This window comes from Dermacoccus sp. Tok2021 (assembly GCF_019895135.1).
Taxonomy (GTDB): domain Bacteria; phylum Actinomycetota; class Actinomycetes; order Actinomycetales; family Dermatophilaceae; genus Dermacoccus; species Dermacoccus abyssi.
Genome location: NZ_JAGTHU010000028.1, coordinates 14791 through 31822, shown reverse-complemented (window position 1 = coordinate 31822; position 17032 = coordinate 14791). Strand labels below are relative to the sequence as shown.

Annotated in this window: 15 protein-coding genes and 1 pseudogene; 9 read left to right on the top strand and 7 right to left on the bottom strand. The window is 68.8% G+C overall.

What is annotated here, in order from left to right; translation table 11 throughout:
- Positions 1 to 253: 253 nt before the first annotated feature.
- On the bottom strand, positions 254 to 928 hold the full coding sequence (locus K9D12_RS13430; protein WP_047311296.1) for a DUF4352 domain-containing protein: 675 nt from the start codon (positions 926 to 928) through the stop codon (positions 254 to 256).
- A 546-nt stretch (positions 929 to 1474) separates the two neighbouring features.
- Here K9D12_RS13430 and K9D12_RS13425 point away from each other — a divergent pair.
- The 6 genes and pseudogenes from K9D12_RS13425 (at position 1475) to K9D12_RS13400 (ending at position 8103) form a co-directional block, all read left to right on the top strand.
- Positions 1475 to 3682, top strand: a complete 2208-nt coding sequence (locus K9D12_RS13425) for a hypothetical protein (protein ID WP_156170189.1) — start codon at positions 1475 to 1477, stop codon at positions 3680 to 3682.
- Positions 3683 to 3689: 7 nt separating this feature from the next.
- Positions 3690 to 4373, top strand: a pseudogene (locus K9D12_RS15370) (DUF3492 domain-containing protein); the annotation flags it as partial.
- A 73-nt stretch (positions 4374 to 4446) separates the two neighbouring features.
- Positions 4447 to 5241, top strand: a complete 795-nt coding sequence (locus K9D12_RS13415) for a glycosyltransferase (RefSeq protein ID WP_223060478.1) — start codon at positions 4447 to 4449, stop codon at positions 5239 to 5241.
- Entirely contained in the window at positions 5232 to 6560 is a 1329-nt protein-coding gene (locus tag K9D12_RS13410) for a hypothetical protein (protein ID WP_062256830.1), read from the top strand. Before K9D12_RS13415 ends, K9D12_RS13410 begins: the two co-directional genes overlap by 10 nt.
- A gap of 5 nt (positions 6561 to 6565) precedes the next feature.
- Positions 6566 to 7258 (top strand): spherulation-specific family 4 protein, encoded by a 693-nt coding sequence (locus K9D12_RS13405; RefSeq protein WP_160126260.1) that lies wholly within the window; start codon positions 6566 to 6568, stop codon positions 7256 to 7258.
- Positions 7255 to 8103 carry an endo alpha-1,4 polygalactosaminidase gene (locus K9D12_RS13400; RefSeq protein WP_223060477.1) on the top strand — a complete coding sequence of 283 codons (849 nt, stop codon included), beginning with the start codon at positions 7255 to 7257 and terminating at the stop codon, positions 8101 to 8103. The genes K9D12_RS13405 and K9D12_RS13400 overlap by 4 nt, the downstream gene beginning before the upstream one ends.
- A gap of 137 nt (positions 8104 to 8240) precedes the next feature.
- On the opposite strand, the gene K9D12_RS13395 is transcribed toward K9D12_RS13400, so the two are convergent.
- Complete coding sequence (locus K9D12_RS13395; protein WP_223060476.1) at positions 8241 to 10601, bottom strand: excinuclease ABC subunit UvrA; 2361 nt, start codon at positions 10599 to 10601, stop codon at positions 8241 to 8243.
- Positions 10602 to 10666: 65 nt separating this feature from the next.
- On the opposite strand from K9D12_RS13395, the gene K9D12_RS13390 reads away from it, so the two are divergent.
- From K9D12_RS13390 to K9D12_RS13380, 3 genes are all read left to right on the top strand, one after another.
- On the top strand, positions 10667 to 10960 hold the full coding sequence (locus tag K9D12_RS13390; RefSeq protein WP_118914671.1) for a YciI family protein: 294 nt from the start codon (positions 10667 to 10669) through the stop codon (positions 10958 to 10960).
- Between the two features lie 67 nt (positions 10961 to 11027).
- Positions 11028 to 12314: a histidine kinase gene (locus K9D12_RS15365; protein WP_223060475.1), complete on the top strand. Its 1287-nt coding sequence runs from the start codon at positions 11028 to 11030 to the stop codon at positions 12312 to 12314.
- A gap of 32 nt (positions 12315 to 12346) precedes the next feature.
- Positions 12347 to 13006 (top strand): response regulator transcription factor, encoded by a 660-nt coding sequence (locus K9D12_RS13380; protein ID WP_223060474.1) that lies wholly within the window; start codon positions 12347 to 12349, stop codon positions 13004 to 13006.
- 17 nt (positions 13007 to 13023) lie between these two features.
- Here K9D12_RS13380 and K9D12_RS13375 read toward each other — a convergent pair whose 3' ends face one another.
- The 5 genes from K9D12_RS13375 to K9D12_RS13355 form a co-directional block, all read right to left on the bottom strand.
- Complete coding sequence (locus K9D12_RS13375) at positions 13024 to 13977, bottom strand: aldo/keto reductase (protein WP_223060473.1); 954 nt, start codon at positions 13975 to 13977, stop codon at positions 13024 to 13026.
- A gap of 19 nt (positions 13978 to 13996) precedes the next feature.
- A complete protein-coding gene (locus K9D12_RS13370) occupies positions 13997 to 14560 on the bottom strand; it encodes a hypothetical protein (protein ID WP_197078944.1) in 564 nt (187 codons plus the stop codon).
- A gap of 5 nt (positions 14561 to 14565) precedes the next feature.
- The gene (gene trxA, locus K9D12_RS13365) at positions 14566 to 14994 is read right to left on the bottom strand and encodes a thioredoxin (protein WP_223060472.1); all 429 of its coding nucleotides are present in this window, start codon (positions 14992 to 14994) and stop codon (positions 14566 to 14568) included.
- A 188-nt stretch (positions 14995 to 15182) separates the two neighbouring features.
- Positions 15183 to 15551, bottom strand: coding sequence for a hypothetical protein (locus tag K9D12_RS13360; RefSeq protein WP_223060471.1), 369 nt, complete (start codon positions 15549 to 15551; stop codon positions 15183 to 15185).
- Between the two features lie 63 nt (positions 15552 to 15614).
- Complete coding sequence (locus K9D12_RS13355) at positions 15615 to 16940, bottom strand: MFS transporter (RefSeq protein ID WP_223060470.1); 1326 nt, start codon at positions 16938 to 16940, stop codon at positions 15615 to 15617.
- Positions 16941 to 17032 lie beyond the last annotated feature (92 nt).

Genomic DNA, 17032 nt, shown 5'->3' with positions numbered 1-17032 from the left:
GGGCGGGCGCCGCCCGCGGGGCGCCCCCCCCCCCCCCCCGCCCCGGGGGGGGGGGGGGGGGGCGCCGGGGGGGGGGGGGGGCCGCCCCTCCCTCTTCCCCAGAGCCCCGCGCAACGAGAGCGCAGGGAGTTTGCTCGGCGGGCCAGAACCGGCACGGGGGAAGGTCGTGCGCGAAAGCAGACGCGATCCGGCGGATCGAGCCGTTCTGACCGGCCACGCGAGGCGCCCGCCGATGGGGCGGACACCTCGCGGGTCACAGGGCGGCCTTAACGCCCCCGGAGAACATCGAGTCGTGCAGTTCGATCTGGGTCAGCTTCGTGCCCGCCGGGACGTCGAAGACGAGGACGCCCTTGACCTGGTTACCGGGGTTGATCTGGTTGAACAGCACGTCGTTTCCCTGGATGGAAGCGCCTGCCATCGTGTCGGCGGAGAACTGCGTGTCGGAGGCGTCCATGGCCTTCTGGTCGGAGTCCGAGAGGCCCTGCTGTTGGTCGCCGATGTTCTTCACGGTGACGTGGACGAGGGTGTACTCGCCCTGAGCGGTTTCACTCACGTACTGCTGCCCCACCGTCTTCTTGCCGCGCTCGACCTTCGTGATCGTGAATTCGAACTTGCCGTCGCGCACCGGCGTACCCACCGCGGGCAAGGCGTCTCCGCCGTCCTTGGACCCGCCATCCGAGTTGCCCTCGGAGGTCTTGCTCTTCGAGCTGCTGCTCGGCGCCGCGTCGTCACCACCCTTGGAGCCACCTCCCCCGATTGCCGATCCGAAGCCCACGATCAGGACGAGCGCGAGGATCGCCGTGAGGAACTTGTGGCGCAGGAACCAAATCTTCTTCTTGGGCGGCGGCTGCGGTTGCCAACCACCCTGCGGGTAGCCCTGCTGGGGGTAGTGGCCCTGCTGCTGGAACGTGTTGTTCTCGTCGTTCATGTGACTCTCCGGGGAAAAGGTCGGCGTGGCGCCGACGGCGATGGTTGATGTCGCCCCCTCGTACGCTTCGCATCCGGCGGCGACACCCGAAGGATCATCGCGCTCGATCCCCTCGCGCACATCGGTCGATCGGGCAGAATCCACCTGCCCGATCGGTCGGGGCGCACCGTCCGCGCCGAGCCGTCCCGGCGAACCACTCGCCACCGACGACGAGCTACCCGCGAAGCTATGAACTCCCTCTGAAAGGGCAATGGCCCCAGGGCCCCCGCGCGCACCCAAAAAGTGACCGACATCTCACTCGACGCCGACCGATCAAAATAACAACCGGTGAACGCACGACCAACTTGGCGCCAGTACTGGGCAGACAGCTCCTTCTGGCGAACCCCTGCCCATTTCAACCTACCCGCCCTAGACGCCCGTGAGCTTCTTGGGCGAAATTTAATTCTGCTATCGCACATACCATAGGATCGGGCTCCGCCCCCGGTCCGGCCTCAGCCCGACTTGATCGCAGCCGTCATCTCGGCCAGCCGCAAGGAAAAGAAGTACATGAACGCTCGCTCGATTCGCGCACGTCTGCGTACCACCACGATCGCGACGACGGCCGCTACGGCCATGCTCGCCACGGGAGGCGTGGCTCTGGCCACGCCTGCAGCAGCAGCCACGCGCCCCGTGGAAATCCAGGCCACCGTCCTGGTCCTCGACGACGGCCAGCCCATGGTCAGTGCCATCGTCGACCGCCTCGCGAAGGAGGGCGTCGACTACGAGAAGGTCGACCTCACCTCCGCCTCGCGCCCGCAGCTGACTCCGGCATTCTTCGCGAGCCAGGGGTGGCTCACCACTCGGGCGAAGTTCATGGGTGTCGTGACGCCCAGCGCCGAACCGGCGAGCCTCACCGCCGCCGAGCGGGCCACCCTGGCGCGATACGAGAGCACCTTCAAGGTGCGCGAGTTCAGCGCGTACAACTGGCCCAGCGCGGGCATCGGCCTGGAGAACCAGTACAGCGGCGCCGTCGACGGCATGGCCGCCGACCTGTCCGGCGCAGCGAAGACCAACGGCTTCGAGTACCTCAAGGGATCGGTCACGTTCGACGACCTCTCCCCCGGTGTTTCCGAGAGCTACGGATACATCGCGAAGAAGGCCGCCACGAGCAACGGCGCCACCTATACGCCGTATCTCACGCTCCCCGTGCCCGGAACGGGCGAGAACGGCTCCCTCCTCGGCGTCTACGCCAAGGACGGGCGCGAGCAGCTCATCAGCACGGTCGCGTCCAACGCCTCGCAGCAGCACTGGAAGGTGCTCTCGCACGGCATCGTCTCGTGGCTGACCCGGGGGATCTCGACCTCCTACTCGCGCAACTTCCTCGCGGTTCAGGTCGATGACGTCCTGCTGCCCGACGCCGAGTGGAACGCCGAGGGCAACTGCACCGTCGGCGACGACTGCAACCCCGCCACCTACCCGGAGACGGCGCCCGGCGCCACCTCGCGCATGACGGCCCAGGACGTCGACCAGCTCGCCGCCTGGCAGCGCACCAACGGCGTCAAGCTCGACGTCGCCTTCAACGGCGCGGGTGCGGCCGACCAGAAGGCCGAGACCGGCTCCGACGCCCTCGAGGCGTCGTTGCTGGCCAACAAGAACGAGTTCCGCTGGATCAACCACACGTGGTCGCACCCCTACCTCGGCTGTGTTCACGACGACTCGACGACGCCGTGGCAGTGCGCGAAGACGTCGACGGGTGGCATCAACTGGGCCTCGCAGGCCACGATCGCCTCCGAGATCAGCAAGAACGTCGCGTACGCCAAGACGAACACGCTGCCCAACTTCGACGCCGCGAGCCTCGTCACCGGCGAGCACTCGGGTTTGAAGTCGCTGCCGCAGATGCCGGCCGACAACCCCTACCTCGCGCCCGCCCTGACGCAGCAGCGCATCAAGTGGATCGCCTCGGACGCCTCGCGCGAGAGCGAACCGCGCGTCCTCGGCTCCGCGACGACCGTGCCGCGCCACCCGATGAACATCTACTACAACACCTCGACGAAGGCTAACGCCGTCGACGAGTACAACTGGCTCTACACCAGCCGCGCCGACGGCGGATCCGGGCTGTGCGAGGACAATCCGGCCACGAGCACGTGCATCACGCCGCTGACGCAGGACGGGTTCGACTCCTACATCGTGCCCAAGGAGAAGCAGATCGCCCTGGGGCACGTGCTCGACAACGACGCCCGCCCGCACTACGCCCACCAGAGCAACCTGACGGGCGACCGCATCCTCTACCCGGTCGTCGAGAGCATTCTCGTCTCCTACCGCGGCGTCTACGCCGACAACGCTCCCATCGTCAACGTCACGACGGCCGAAGCGGGCACGCAGCTCGTGCGTCAGCAGACGTGGCGGGCCAGGAGCTCGCAGGTGCAGGCGACGATCTCCGGCACCAAGCTGCAGCTGTTCAACAACTCCTTCTCCGCGATCGACGTGCCCGTGACGGCACCGTCCGGCACCCGCTCGGGCCTTTCGACGTTCGGGCAGAGCTACGGCGGGCAGTCGTCCGACTGGGTGCGCCTGAGCGGCCTCGGCCTCAAGACGTTCACCCTGCCCACCGCGACCGGTTTCGCCACGAGCGCCTCGTGGGACACCTCCGCCGCCGCGACGCCCGCCACCCCGAGCGCGCCTGCCCTCACACCGGGCACGGCGAAGGACGGCACGTCGACGCGAGAGATCGTCCAGCCGGTCGCCGACAGCGACCTGATCGCGGCCGCCGGCTGAGACCCGCATGCACGTGGCGTTGCTGAACGAGGGGACGTATCCGGTCGTGCGCGGCGGGGTCAGCACCTGGTGCGACCAGTTGGTGAAGAACCTACCCGAACACGAGTTCTCCATCGTGACGCTCACCGGCACGCAGCACGAGAGCGTGTGGCCGCTGCCCTCCAACGTCCGCTCGTTCCAGGCCAAACCCATGTGGGGTGAGGTGAGGCGTCGGTGGTCGTTCGAGGCGCTGCGAGCCTGGGGTGAGTCGTCGGCGATCGACTCCGCCTACCGCCAGTTGTGGTCGGCCGTGTTGCCGCCTGCAGGTCGATCGGCCGACCTGCAGGCGGCGACGGCCGGGCTGCGCGTCCTCGCTGCCGAGTACGCCCAACCCCTCATGGCGCACTTCACGGGCGGCCTGGGGACGAAGGCGCTCATGGGCGCCTGGGCGTCGCACGTGAAGGGCACGGGCCTACCACCGCTGTCGGGGTCGCAGGCGGCGGACGTCTCGCGGCACGTCGACCGTTTTCTCGCGGTGCTCAACGTGTCATGGCCGAGCGTCGACCTCATCCACGCCACGACGAACGGTCCGGCAGGGCTCATGGCACTCGGCCGGCACTGGCGGGACGGCACACCCATCGTCCTGACCGAGCACGGCGTGCACCTGCGCGAGCGCTACCTCGCGCTGCGCGCCGCGAACTTCCCCTGGACCGTGCGCTACGCCCTCATGGCGATGACGCGCGCCGTCTGCCAGAGTTTACAACCACTGCGAACTCATGACGCCCGTGAGCGAGTTCAACGCAGGATGGGAGCGCGAGCTCGGAGCGAAGGCGCAGCGCGTCATCACCGTGCCCAACGCCGTCGACGCCACGGCCTTCCCACCCGTCGAGGGCGAGCCGGACGTGCCGACCGTCAGCTTCGTGGGTCGCATCGACCCGCTCAAGGACCTGGCCACCCTCATCGAGGCGTTCGCGATCGTGCGCGACTCGGTACCGGATGCCCGCCTGCGGCTCTTCGGCCCGACGCCAGCCGGCAACGAGGCCTACCGGGCGGAACTCGACGCGCTGGTCGTCGCATGCGGCCTCGAAACGAGCGTGACGTTCGAGGGCGCGGTGCCCTCGGCCCGACCCGCCATCGAAGCGGGCCACGTGGTCGCCCTGTCCAGCATCTCCGAGGGGCTGCCCTACACCGTCATCGAGTCGATGATGTGCGGCCGCGCGACCGTGAACACCGACGTCGGTGGAGTCAACGAGTGCGTCGGGCGCGACGAGACGTGCGGGCTGCTCGTACCGCCACGCGACGCCCAGGCCCTGGGTGAGGCGCTCGTGCGCCTGCTCGTCGACGATGCGGAACGGCAAGCCATGGGACGCCGTGCGCGCGAGCGCGCCCTGTCGACGTTCGACCTCGCGAAGTTCACCGCACGCTACCGGTGCATCTACCAGCGCAGCGCCGCCACGGTGCCCAAGGCAGACCTCGACGACGTCCGCCGCGCCCTCGAGGCAGCCGACTCGAGCGCCACACGTGAGTACGCCACCGCGACCCACGCCGCACCCACCACGGAGGCCGAGTCGTGTCGATGACGCTCAAGGAAGCGACCGGGACGAGGGCGACGGGCGACGACGAGACGCACCCCGAGCTCGCCGCCTCGGTCGACAACACCGTCGACCTCTTCGACGCCGCCGCTCACCTCGAATCGATGGGGTTCGGGGGCCGCAGCTCGGTGCGCCACGGCTATGCGAACACCTTCGCGCACGCTGACGCGCTCGTGCGCACGCGCCTGGCCGGCGCCGTCGTCCTCACGGGCCGCGAGCGCACGGACGAGGTGCGCACGTGGAGGCGGGCCTGGAGCCAGGCGCTCGCCCGATCCCTCACGATGCTGTGCGGCGTCCTCATCTGCATCGCGACTGTCACGTCGTACAACACGAACGCCGTCTTCACGGCGGGCGCCGTCGGCTGGCTCGCGGGGCAGCTCGTCAGCGCGACGATGTGGCAGGGGCTGTCCTCTGCGAGTCGCCTCAAGGCGAAGGTGAACGGCGCCTGCGTCGGCTCCGTCTCCCTCCTGCTCTCCGCGGGCGCCTGCCTCGTCGTGGATTCGTGGGTGCCGCTGCTGTGGGCCCTGTGGAGTTGTGCGATCTCGGCTCTCGTCGTCATCGGTTCGCCCGTGCAGCTTCTCGTCGCCGTCCTGCCCTGCGCCGCGCTGACGGGGGTACTGCTCGTCGTCGAACCGGGCGCGGCAACGGTCGTCAGCCGCGTCATCGTGGTCGGGTTCGCCGCGGTGACGGGGTACATCGTCACGAGCGCAGCCCGGGAGCAACAGCAGCGCGCGCGAAGTCTGGCGCGCGAGGTGCTCCATCCCGTCCTGGCTTGGAGCACCCTTCAGACGCTCGCGCTCATCACCCAGTTGATGGTGCTCGTCGCCCACGTCGGCAACGCGTTCACGCTGCCCATGGCGATCGCTGGTCTCGCGGCCTCCGCGGCCTGCGAACCGGTGCTCGACAGTGCCCTGCTCGGCGCGAAGCGCCTCGCGTTCCTCACGGACAGCTGGCGTCAGTTGCGGTGGATGACGGCCGGGCTCGGCATTCTCGCCGTCGGCCTCGTCTGCGGCGTAGGGCTCATCGCCGCGTTCTGCATGCTCGCTGCCGCGGGCGGTGACCGCAACGACGCCCACGTCTTCCTGCCCGCCGTGCTCATCACCGCCCTCGCCACGACCGGCTCCGGCGTTCAACTGCGCACCGGCAACGCCCTCGGCGCTGCCGCAGTGGCGGTGGGCAGCCTCGGCCTCGTCCTCGTCTGCCTGCCCGCCGGCGACGCCGTCGGCCTCCTCCTGGCCTCGCTCGTCCTCTTCGTCACCGTCAGCGCCGTCACGGCCCGACGCACCTCCCACTCCGCGAATTGGTGACCCCCGTGTTCCACGTCCTTCAACCCACCCCGGCCGTGCCCTGGTACATCCACCCCGCGCAGGCTCCGCTCGCCTGGCAGCGCCTCGCCGAGGGCGCGTTCGGTTTCGGCTTCGTCGTCGTCAACATCGAGAACGGGCCCGGCCGCGGACCACAGGATCCCTACTACCGCGAACCGCTCGCGCGCGGGCTCGCCACGACGACGGTCGGGTACGTCAACGTCGGCTACGGCCAGCGCCCCTGGGGTGACGTGCTCGAGCAGGTCGAACAGTGGCAGCGGTGGTACGGCATCCACGACGTCATGCTCGACTGCGTCCCGTCGCAGGATCGTCAGGGCGCCTGGTCGGTCGAGTGGATCGACGCGCTGCGGCGTGCCGGGGTCGAGCACGTCATCGCCAACCCCGGCGTCGTGCCAACGCGACGCCTCGTCGAGACGGCCGACGTCACCTGTGTGGCCGAGGCTGCCTGGCAGGACTACGCCCACCTGCAGATGCCCGAGTGGTTGCAGGCGGTCAGCCCGCACAAGCAGTGGCACCTCGTGCACGGCGTGCCACCCGAGCACCTCGCCTCCGTGCCGGCCCTGGCCGCGAGCCGCGGGGCGCACTTCAGCTGGGCCACCGACCGTGGCCTGCCCAACCCGTGGGACGTGCTGCCCGCGCCGTACGCCGACTGTCACCCTGAACTCGTGAAGGCACGATGAAGACCTCGCTCCCCGCAGCGGGCGCGCTCGTGCTCGCGCTCACGACGAGTGCGTGCGCGGCCACGGACGACCAGGCCCTCCCGCCGTCCGCGAGTGCCGCCGGAACGGCCCCGAGCGCCGCAACGTCGAACGGCAAGCCGGGCGCCACGTGGTGGAAGCCCGCGCGTGGGCAGAGCTGGCAGATTCAGTACAGCGGCGCGCTCGACACCTCCGTCAAGGCATCGGTCTACAACCTCGACTGGGAGGGGACGAGCACGAAGACCGTCACCGCTCTGCACCGGCGCAACATCAAGGTGATCTGCTACATCAACGCCGGCGGGTACGAGCAGTGGCGTCCGGACGCGAAGAAGTTCCCCGCGTCGACGCTCGGCAAGCCGCTCGATGACTGGCCGGGCGAGCGCTGGCTCGACGTGCGCCAGCGCGCCAAGCTGGCGCCGATCATGGCCAAGCGCATGGACGTGTGCAAGGCGAAGGGCTTCGACGCCGTCGACCCTGACAACATGGACGGTTACGCCGCGACGAGCGGGTTCCCCATCAAGCAGTCCGACGCCGTCGCCTACCAACGTCAGCTCATCGCCGACGCGCACAAGCGGGGCCTGGCGATCGGCCTGAAGAACAGCCTGGAAATCCTCCCGCAGTTGCAGACGAGCATCGACTTCGCCGTCAACGAAGAATGTGTCGCCTACGACGAGTGCGACCGCTACGCGCCGATGCTCGCGGCGAACAAGCCTGTCTTCAACGTCGAGTACTCCGGTTCCGCGGCCAGCGTGTGCTCGCGCGTGCCCAAGGGCATGAGCACGATTATCAAGCCTCTCGAACTGACGGCCAGACGCAGCGCCTGCTGACGCCCGTCCGGACGTGGCGCGGCGCCGTCGCACCGGTTCGCGAGCGCGCGGTCACGCCCGCCCCGTGCGCGCCGCGGTGGCAAGGACCGGCACCGCCGGGCGGTCGCTCGCATCACCGGTGGCCGGGCCCGTGGCCGTCACGATGCGACGTAGGCCTCGAGGTGCTTGCCGGTGAGCGTCGAAGCATCGGCGACGAGCTCCGCAGGGGTGCCTTCGAAGACGACACGCCCCCCGTCGTGGCCGGCCCCCGGGCCGAGGTCGATGATCCAGTCGGCGTGGGCCATGACGGCCTGGTGGTGCTCGATGACGATGACGTTCTTGCCCGCGTCGACGAGGGAGTCGAGCAGCGACAACAACTGCTCGACGTCCGCGAGATGCAGACCCGTGGTCGGCTCGTCGAGGATGTAAGTGCCGCCCTTGTCACCCATGTGCGTGGCGAGCTTGAGACGCTGACGTTCCCCGCCCGAGAGCGTCGTGAGCGGCTGACCGATCTTCACGTAGCCGAGGCCCACGTCGTCGAGGCGTTCGAGGACCTTGACGGCGGCCGGCACCTTCGCGGCGCCGTCGCTCGTCTCGCCCCGGAAGTAGGCAAGGGCGTCGGCGACGGAGAGAGCGAGCACGTCGGCGATGTTCTTGCCACCCAGCTCGTACTCCAGCACCTCGGGCTTGAAGCGCTTGCCCTCGCAGACGTCACACGGCGTCTCGACGGTCTCCATGATGCCGAGGTCGGTGTAGATGACGCCGGCACCCTTGCACGCCTCGCATGCGCCCTCGGAGTTCGCGCTGAACAGGGCCGGCTTGACGCCGCTGGCCTTGGCGAACGCCTTGCGGATCGGGTCGAGCAGGCCCGTGTACGTCGCCGGGTTGGAGCGGCGCGAGCCCTTGATGGCGCTCTGGTCGACGGCGACGACGTCGTCTCGCCCGCCCAGCCCGCCGTGGACGAGGGTCGACTTGCCCGAGCCGGCCACGCCCGTCACGACGACGAGCACACCGGTGGGAACGTCGACGTCGACGTCGCGCAGGTTGTGCGCGTTCGCGCCGCGGATCTCGAGGGCGCCCGTCGCCTTGCGCGTCGCTTCTTTGAGCGTGACGCGATCGTGCAGGTGGCGGCCGGTCAGCGTGTCGGACCCGGCGAGGCCTGCGACGGTGCCCTCGAACATGATGCGGCCACCCTCGCTGCCTGCGCGGGGGCCGAGGTCGACGACGTGGTCGGCGATGGCGATGGTCTCCGGTTTGTGCTCGACGACGAGCACCGTGTTGCCCTTGTCGCGCAGGCGCCGCAGCAGGTCGTTCATGTTCTCGATGTCGTGCGGGTGCAGCCCGACCGTCGGCTCGTCGAAGACGTACGTGACGTCGGTGAGCGAGCTGCCGAGGTGACGAATCATCTTGACGCGCTGCGACTCACCCCCCGACAGCGTGCCCGAGGGGCGTTCGAGGGAGAGGTAACCCAGACCGATCTGCACGAACGAGTCGAGTGTCTCCGTCAGCCCGTCGAGCAGCGGTGCTACGGACGGCTCGTCGAGGCTCTTCGCCCACTCGGCGACGTCGGTGATCTGCATAACGCACACGTCGGCGATCGAGTACGCGCCGATCTTCGAGGTGCGAGCACCCTCCGTGAGCCTCGTGCCGTCGCACTCGGGGCACGTGCGGAAGACGACGACCCGCTCGACGAAGGCGCGGATGTGCGGCTGCATCGCCTCGACGTCCTTGCTCAACATCGACTTCTGGATCTTCGGGATGACACCCTCGTACGTGAGGTTGATGCCCTCGACCTTGATCTTCGTGGCCTCCTTGTGGAGGAGGTTGTCCATCTCCCGCTTCGAGTACTTCTTCAGCGGCTTGTCCATGTCGAAGAAACCGGAGCCGGCGAAGATGCGGCCGTACCAGCCGTCCATCGTCATGCCCGGCACGGTGAGGGCGCCCTCCGCGAGCGACTTCTCCTTGTCGAAGAGCTGGTCGAGGTCGAAGTCGCTCACGCTGCCGCGACCCTCGCAGCGCGGGCACATGCCGCCCGTGACGCTGAACTGACGCACCTCACGCGTGCCGTCGGCCCTCTTGAGCGAGCCGCTACCCGACGCCGAGGCGACGTTGAACGAGTACGCGCGGGGCCCACCGATGTTCGGCGTGGCGAGGCGACTGAACAGGATGCGCAGCATCGCGTTGACGTCGGTGACCGTGCCGACCGTCGAGCGCGGGTTGGCGCCCAGGCGCTCCTGGTCGACGATGATCGCCGTCGTCAGGCCCTCGAGCAGGTCGACGTCGGGGCGGGCCAGCGTCGGCATGAAGCCCTGGACGAACGAGGAGTACGTCTCGTTGATCATGCGCTGGCTCTCGGCCGCGATCGTCTTGAACACGAGCGAACTCTTGCCGGAGCCGCTCACACCGGTGAACACCGTGAGGCGCCGCTTCGGCAGTTCGACGCTCACGTCCTTGAGGTTGTTCTCCCGCGCGCCTTCGACGCGGATGATCTCGTGGGAGTCGGCGGGGTGGGTGCTCATGGGGCTCCTGCGCTCGGTGCGGACGTAGGCAGCATCATGCCGTACCGCAGGACTACGGTCACGCCATGACGATCTTCGCGGTGACCTGCACGTACGTCGACGACGAGCGGCGCCTCAGCGCGCGGCGTCCGGCCCGTTATGCCTGGTTCCAGGAACTCGAAGCCAGTGGACGCCTGTTGGCCTCCGGCCAGCTGAGCGGTGAGGGCATGCCGCGGGGCCTGTTGCTCCTCGAGGCGGCGGACGCGGGCGAGGCGGCCCGCCTGCTCGACGATGACCCCTTCGAGGTCGAAGGTGTGGTGACGCAGCGACTCATCGGACGCTGGCACGCGACGCTCGGCACGTGGGCCGGACGTTCCTGACACTTCTGCCCGATCGGCGTGCCCGGTCCGACACACGTTGTCGGTGCTCACCCCTAGGGTGTGCGATGTGACACAGCCAACGCTCACCGGCCCGCACGCCGGGCATGCCCCTTCGGGGCAAGGTGCTCGCACGCGCCGCGTGTGGACGAACGTCGGCATCGTCGTCGCCACCGTCGGCTCGGCTGCACTCGCCGCGGGCGCGGCCGACATGCGCCTCTACGACGCGGCACCCGGCCAGCCTGCGGGCAATCTGACGCTGAGCGCCTTTCTCGTCTCCGTCGCGGCGGCGGTGATGCTGTGTTTCCGACTGCGCTCCCCGCGCGCACTGCTCGTCACAGCACTCGTGGCGTGTCTGCCGCCCCTCGTGTTGCCCACCGACAGCTTGCCCGCGCTCATCGGGGCAGCGAGCGTCGTCGTCTGGCACCCGGACGTTCGGGCCCGTTGGGGTGTGCCCGTTCTGGCCGGCATCGCGACGCTCGTGGCCGTGTGGCGCGACACCCGTGGAACGACGGGTGGCAAGAGCTTCTGGAACAGCTTCGAACACCCGGACGGCAGCGCGGGTACCTGGCCCGCCATGCCGTGGTGGCAGGTGCTCCTCGTGGCAGGCCTGCTCGTCGCGCTCTTCGTCGGCACAGCCCTCCTGCGGCGCAGCCGGGCAGACACCGACGTCCACCGTCACCGCGCGGAGGCGGCCCGAGCCGAGGCCGACGACCTCGGACGCCGCATCGCCGAGCAGGACGACCGCGAAGCTCTCGCTCGTGAGGTGCACGACGTTCTCGGTCACCGGCTGAGCATCCTGGCCATGCAGGCCAACGCGCTCGAGATCGAGGCACAGGCAGCCGGGGCGCCGGAGGTCGAAGATCGAGCGCGGCAGATCCAACAGGGTGCCGCCGGGTCGATGAACGATCTGCGTTCTCTGCTGTCGATCCTGCGTCACGGGCCGCAGGCCGGCGAGCGCCCGTACGAACTGGCCGACATCGCAACGCTCGTCACCGAGTGCATCGACGCGGGCACCCCCGTCTCGTCGAACGTCTTCGTCGACCAGAGCAAGCCACTCGATCCGGTCGTGTCGCGCAGCGCGTACCGGATCACCACCGAGTTGCTGACGAACGCACGCAAGCACTCCCCCGGAAACCTCGTCCGCCTGAGCATCCACGGCAACCCACGGGACGGGCTCGTCATCTCCACCGAGAATCCGATGGCCCCCGGCGGTTCGGGTACCGGCAGCCAGAGTGGCCTGGCCAGCATCGGACGGCGAGCCAACGATCTCGGTGGCCAGTTCTGGGCCGGGCCGAGCGACGACGGCCGCACCTACACCGCCACGGCGAGGTTGCCCTGGCACCTGCCCCGATGACTCACCACACTCCCGACGCGAAGAGAGCACCCATGACGAACGCCGAACAACCCATCCGCGTGCTCGCGGTCGATGACGACCCGATGGTGCTCGACCTCGTGCGCGTCATGTTCAAGGGCGCCCCCGACATCGTCCTCGTCGCCACCGCCTCCGACGGCGACGAGGTCATCGACGCCGTCACGGCCTATCACCCGGACGTCGTTCTCATGGACGTGCAGATGCGACGCCTCAACGGCATCGACGCCACCGCCGCGCTGACGAAGCGGCCCCACCCGCCGCGCGTCGTCATCCTCACGACGTTCGACGAGAAGGAGCACGTGCCGCGCGCGATGGACGCGGGAGCGGTGGGCTTCATCCTCAAGTCGGCCGCGAGCAAGGAGCTGTACGACGCTGTTCGTGCAGCGCACGCGGGCGAGAGCCCGATGTCGGCGCGCAGCGCGGGTCACCTGCGCTCGGGCTACCTCGACGGCGGAGGCGAGGGGCGTCGTGAGGCACGTCGCCTGCTTCAAGGGTTGAGCGAGCGGGAGGTCGAGATCGCCCGGCTCGTCGCGGTGGAACGCACGAACCCGGCCATCGCTGCCGAGCTGTTCCTCAGCGAGAGCACGGTCAAGCAACACGTCGCGACGATCCAGCGCAAGCTCGGCGTCGAAGGACGCATCGGCATCGCGATGGTCGTCGTGCGTGCCGAATGACCCGTCGCTCGTGACGCTCAGCTAGCCTCGTTGAGCTTTGCCATCTCGTCGGGGGTGAGCTGAGGCGCGGCGAGCGCCTCGTCGAGTTGCTCGAGTGAACTGACGCCGACGATCGGTCGCAGGCTCGGCTCGCTCTGCACGAGCCAGCTGAGCACGACCTGCCCCGGCTTGGCACCGTGCGCCTCGGCCACCTCGGCGAGAGCTGCGAGACGCGCCGTCGTCCCCGGGTGGTCGTAGACGTCGGGGAACGGGCGGTCGGCGCGGTCGTAACTGCCCTGCACGAGCGGGCTGTAGGCCCAGCACTCCATCTCGGGGTGAGTCTGCAGGTAGTCGATCGTCTCGTCGGTGACGAAGCCGAAGCGGTGGTCCTTGCCCGGCACCTGGGTGTCCGGTCGGGGGCGCACGTAGCTCGTCGTGAGCTGCAGCGCCGTCCACGGTTCGACGCCCTGCTGCTCGGCGAGCATGCGTGCCTGCTCGACACGCCACGTCGGGTGGTTGCTCACGCCGAGACGCCTCGCCGAGCCGTTCGCGTGCAGGGCGCCCATGGCGGCCACGACGTCCGCCAGGGGCGTGGCACGGTCCTCGCCGTGGGCCCAGTAGAGGTCGATCACGTCGACGCCGAGGCGCTCACGGCTGCGTTCGAACTGCGTGGCGATGACCTCGGGCGCAAGGCCCTCCCACTCGGTGAAGTCGCCGGGACGCACGGGCTCCTGGGCCACCTTCGTCGCGATCGTGAGCCCGTCGCGCACCCCGGGGTTGGCCCGGAGCCACGCGCCGAGCGTCGCTTCACTCTGCCCGCCGGCGCCGCTCGGATTCGCCCAGAACGCGTAGCAGTTGGCGGTGTCGAGCACCGTGCCGCCGGCCTCGACGTAGCGGTCGATGAGTGCGAACGAGGTGGCCTCGTCCGTCTTCGTACCGAAGTACATCGTGCCGAGGACGAGGTGGGGTGCGATCGGTGATGCCGAGGTCATCCCGCCATCCTGGCACGCCTCAACGGCGGGGGGTTCGCTCGATCCAGGCCGCGGGGATGGTGAGGCTCCATAGCGACTCGCTGTCGTGGAGGCGGTAGCTGCGCAGCGCGCCCACCCGAAGCAGACGCAGAGAACCGGCGATCATGACGAACGCGAGCGGCAGCTCGAGCAACCCCGCCGACAGGAGGGACTCGCCGCGTTCTGCGGGTGCCGCCGTCATGACGTCGAACCAGGCGTCGCACGCGAGCAGAACGCCGGTGGCGAACGAGAGTGGCATGACGACCTGCTTGCGGCGCCATCCGCAGTACGCCGTGAGTGCCATGAGCGTGGCGAGGAGCAGGTCGAAGCCGACCCACGTGTAGCGCCAGTTGTGTGCCCGGTACTGCACCGGCAGCGTGAGGTTGAGGTAGAGCACCCACGGCACGAGCACGATGGCGCCACTGATCATGAGGCCGAGGCGGACCCTGCGGATCGTGCGGATGTGCGTGGGCAGAACGTCGTTCATCGGACGTTGCAGGCGTTCGATGAGATCGCGGCGCTCAGCCGTGCTGAGCGCCGCGATCTCATCGTCGGAAAGGACCATCGAGGTCAGCCGTTGTTGGCTCCCCCGCAGTTGCAGCCGCCGCAACCGCAGCCGCCGCCCGCCGGGGCTGCACCCTTGGCTTCGGCCTCCACCTGCGCGCGGATGTCGTCCATGGGCAGTTCGCGGATCTGACGGATGAGGTCGTCAACGGCGTTCGCCGGCAGCACGCCGGAGTTGGAGAAGACCATGAGGCCGTCACGGAACGCCATGAGCGTCGGGATCGACTGGATGTTCGCCGCCGCCGCGAGTTCCTGCTCGGCGTCCGTGTCGACCTTCGCGAAGACGATGTCCTCGTGCTTGTTGCTCGCCTCCTCGAAGACGGGCGCGAACTGACGACACGGGCCGCACCACGCCGCCCAGAAGTCGACGAGGACGATGTCGTTGTTCTCGATGGTCTCGGTGAACTTCTCACCGGTGAGGTCAATGGTGGCCACGGGGGCTGCTCCTCGGGAAGATTGTGGGTCGTCGTTCATTCAAACATCCGAGCCGCGCTATCCCTTCCCGCCTGCGGTGTGTCGGGTGGCCCACACCCCGCGGGGCGGTGGGCAGACTTTCCTGCGATCGGGCCGAGTTGAACACTGCCCACGAGCAGGCAGGTCTGCCCAGCTGCGTCGTCGCCGGTTCAGGTGGCGTCGGTTGCCGCCGACTCGTCGTCCAGGTACTCCACCACGGCGCCGATGACGGCGGAGACACCCGCGATGACGAGGCGGGGACGGGCGACACCGCGTTGGTCCAGCCACCCAACGGCCGCGCGATCGAGCGTGACGGCGAGCGACTGGCCGAGCATAAGCGCGCCGCCCGTCAGCGCACCCGCTGCGACCCGCTTGTTCATGGGCTCCTCCCGCAACAGGTAGGTCGCAGCACCGGCGCCCAGAGCGCCCGGAATCGCGACGTAGGCGACGCGGCCCGCGCCGTGGAGCTTGCCGATCGGCAGGAGTCCGCTGAGGGCGCCGGCTGCGCCCACCGCAGCGCAGCGTGTGAGGTCGGACATCGTCGTCATCCTTCCTGGTGAGACTTCTTCGGCATCGAGGTCGAGTCGACGCCCCTCACCGCATCAACGAGCCGTGGTGTCGGCCGGTTCCTTCACCGCATGCCGGCCGTCCTCGTCGTGGCCCCAGGCCGAGCCGAAGTCGCGGTCGAGGTGGCTGAACTCCTTGTTGCGCAGCCCCCACAGGAAGACAGCGAGCGAAACGGCGACGCAGCACAGGAGGTAGACGCGGAAGCCCTTCTCGTTGCCGTTCGAGGCGAACCACGTACCGATGTACGGCGCCGTACCGCCGAAGAGTGCGTTGGCCAAGCCGTAGCCCAGACCGACGCCGAGGGCGCGGATGCGCGTCGGGAACAGCTCGGCCTTCACGACGGCGTTGACCGACGTGTAGAACCCGACGACGAGCAGGGCGAACAACTGCAGTCCGAACGCCGTGAGGGCGGACTCGACCGAGCGGATCGCGCCGAGCACCGGCCACGTGATGAGCAGGGAGCCGACGCCGAAGATGAGCAGCATCGTGCGGCGTCCGATGCGGTCCGACAGCATGCCGTAGAACGGGTGGATGACCATGAAGATCGCCAGTGCGCAGAGGTTGACGGTGGCCACGGTGTCGGCGTCGAGGCCGGCCACCTTCTTCATGTAGCTCTGCATGAGCGTCGTGTAGACGTAGAACGAGGTCGTTCCGCCGATCGTCAGGCCGATGACGATGACGAACGGACGCCAGTACTCGCGCAGCAGGACGCCGAGCGATCCCGGCTGCTTGGCCTGGCCCTCGACGGCGGCCGTGGCCGTCTCGTCCATGCCGCGACGCAGCCACAGGACGGCGAGCGCGCCGACGGCTCCGATGAAGAACGGGATGCGCCAACCCCAGTCGTGCATCTGATCCTTCGTCAGGACCTGGAGGAGAAAGACCTGCAACAGTGCGGCGAGCACCTGCCCTCCGACGAGGGTGACGTACTGGAAGCTCGAGTAGAAGCCGCGACGGTTCGGGGTGGCGATCTCCGACATGTACGCCGCCGTGGTGCCGTACTCACCGCCGACGCTGAAGCCACTGATCGCGCGTCCCACCCACAGGAGAACCGTGGCCCAGATACCGATCTGTTCGTACGTCGGCGCCGCGCCGATGAGGAGGGTGCCGAGCGCCATGAGGAGCACCGACGTCGTCAGGGCGGCGCGGCGCCCGCGGCGATCGGCGAAGCGGCCGAAGAACCAGGAGCCGATCGGCCGCATGAGGAAGGTGATGGCGAAGACGGCCCAGGTGTCGAGCATCGCCTGTGTCTCGTCACCCTTCGCGAAGAAGTTGTTCGCGATGTAGGTGGTGAAGACGGCGTAGTTGTAGAAGTCGAACCACTCGATGAGGTTGCCGAGGCTGCCGCGGGCGATGTTGCTCATCACCGAGTTCCTCGGGGCGAGCCCGCTCGGCGTGGCGGGTGCTGACGCTGACGACACGGACGCTCCTTCACATGGGTGACCTGAAAACCATC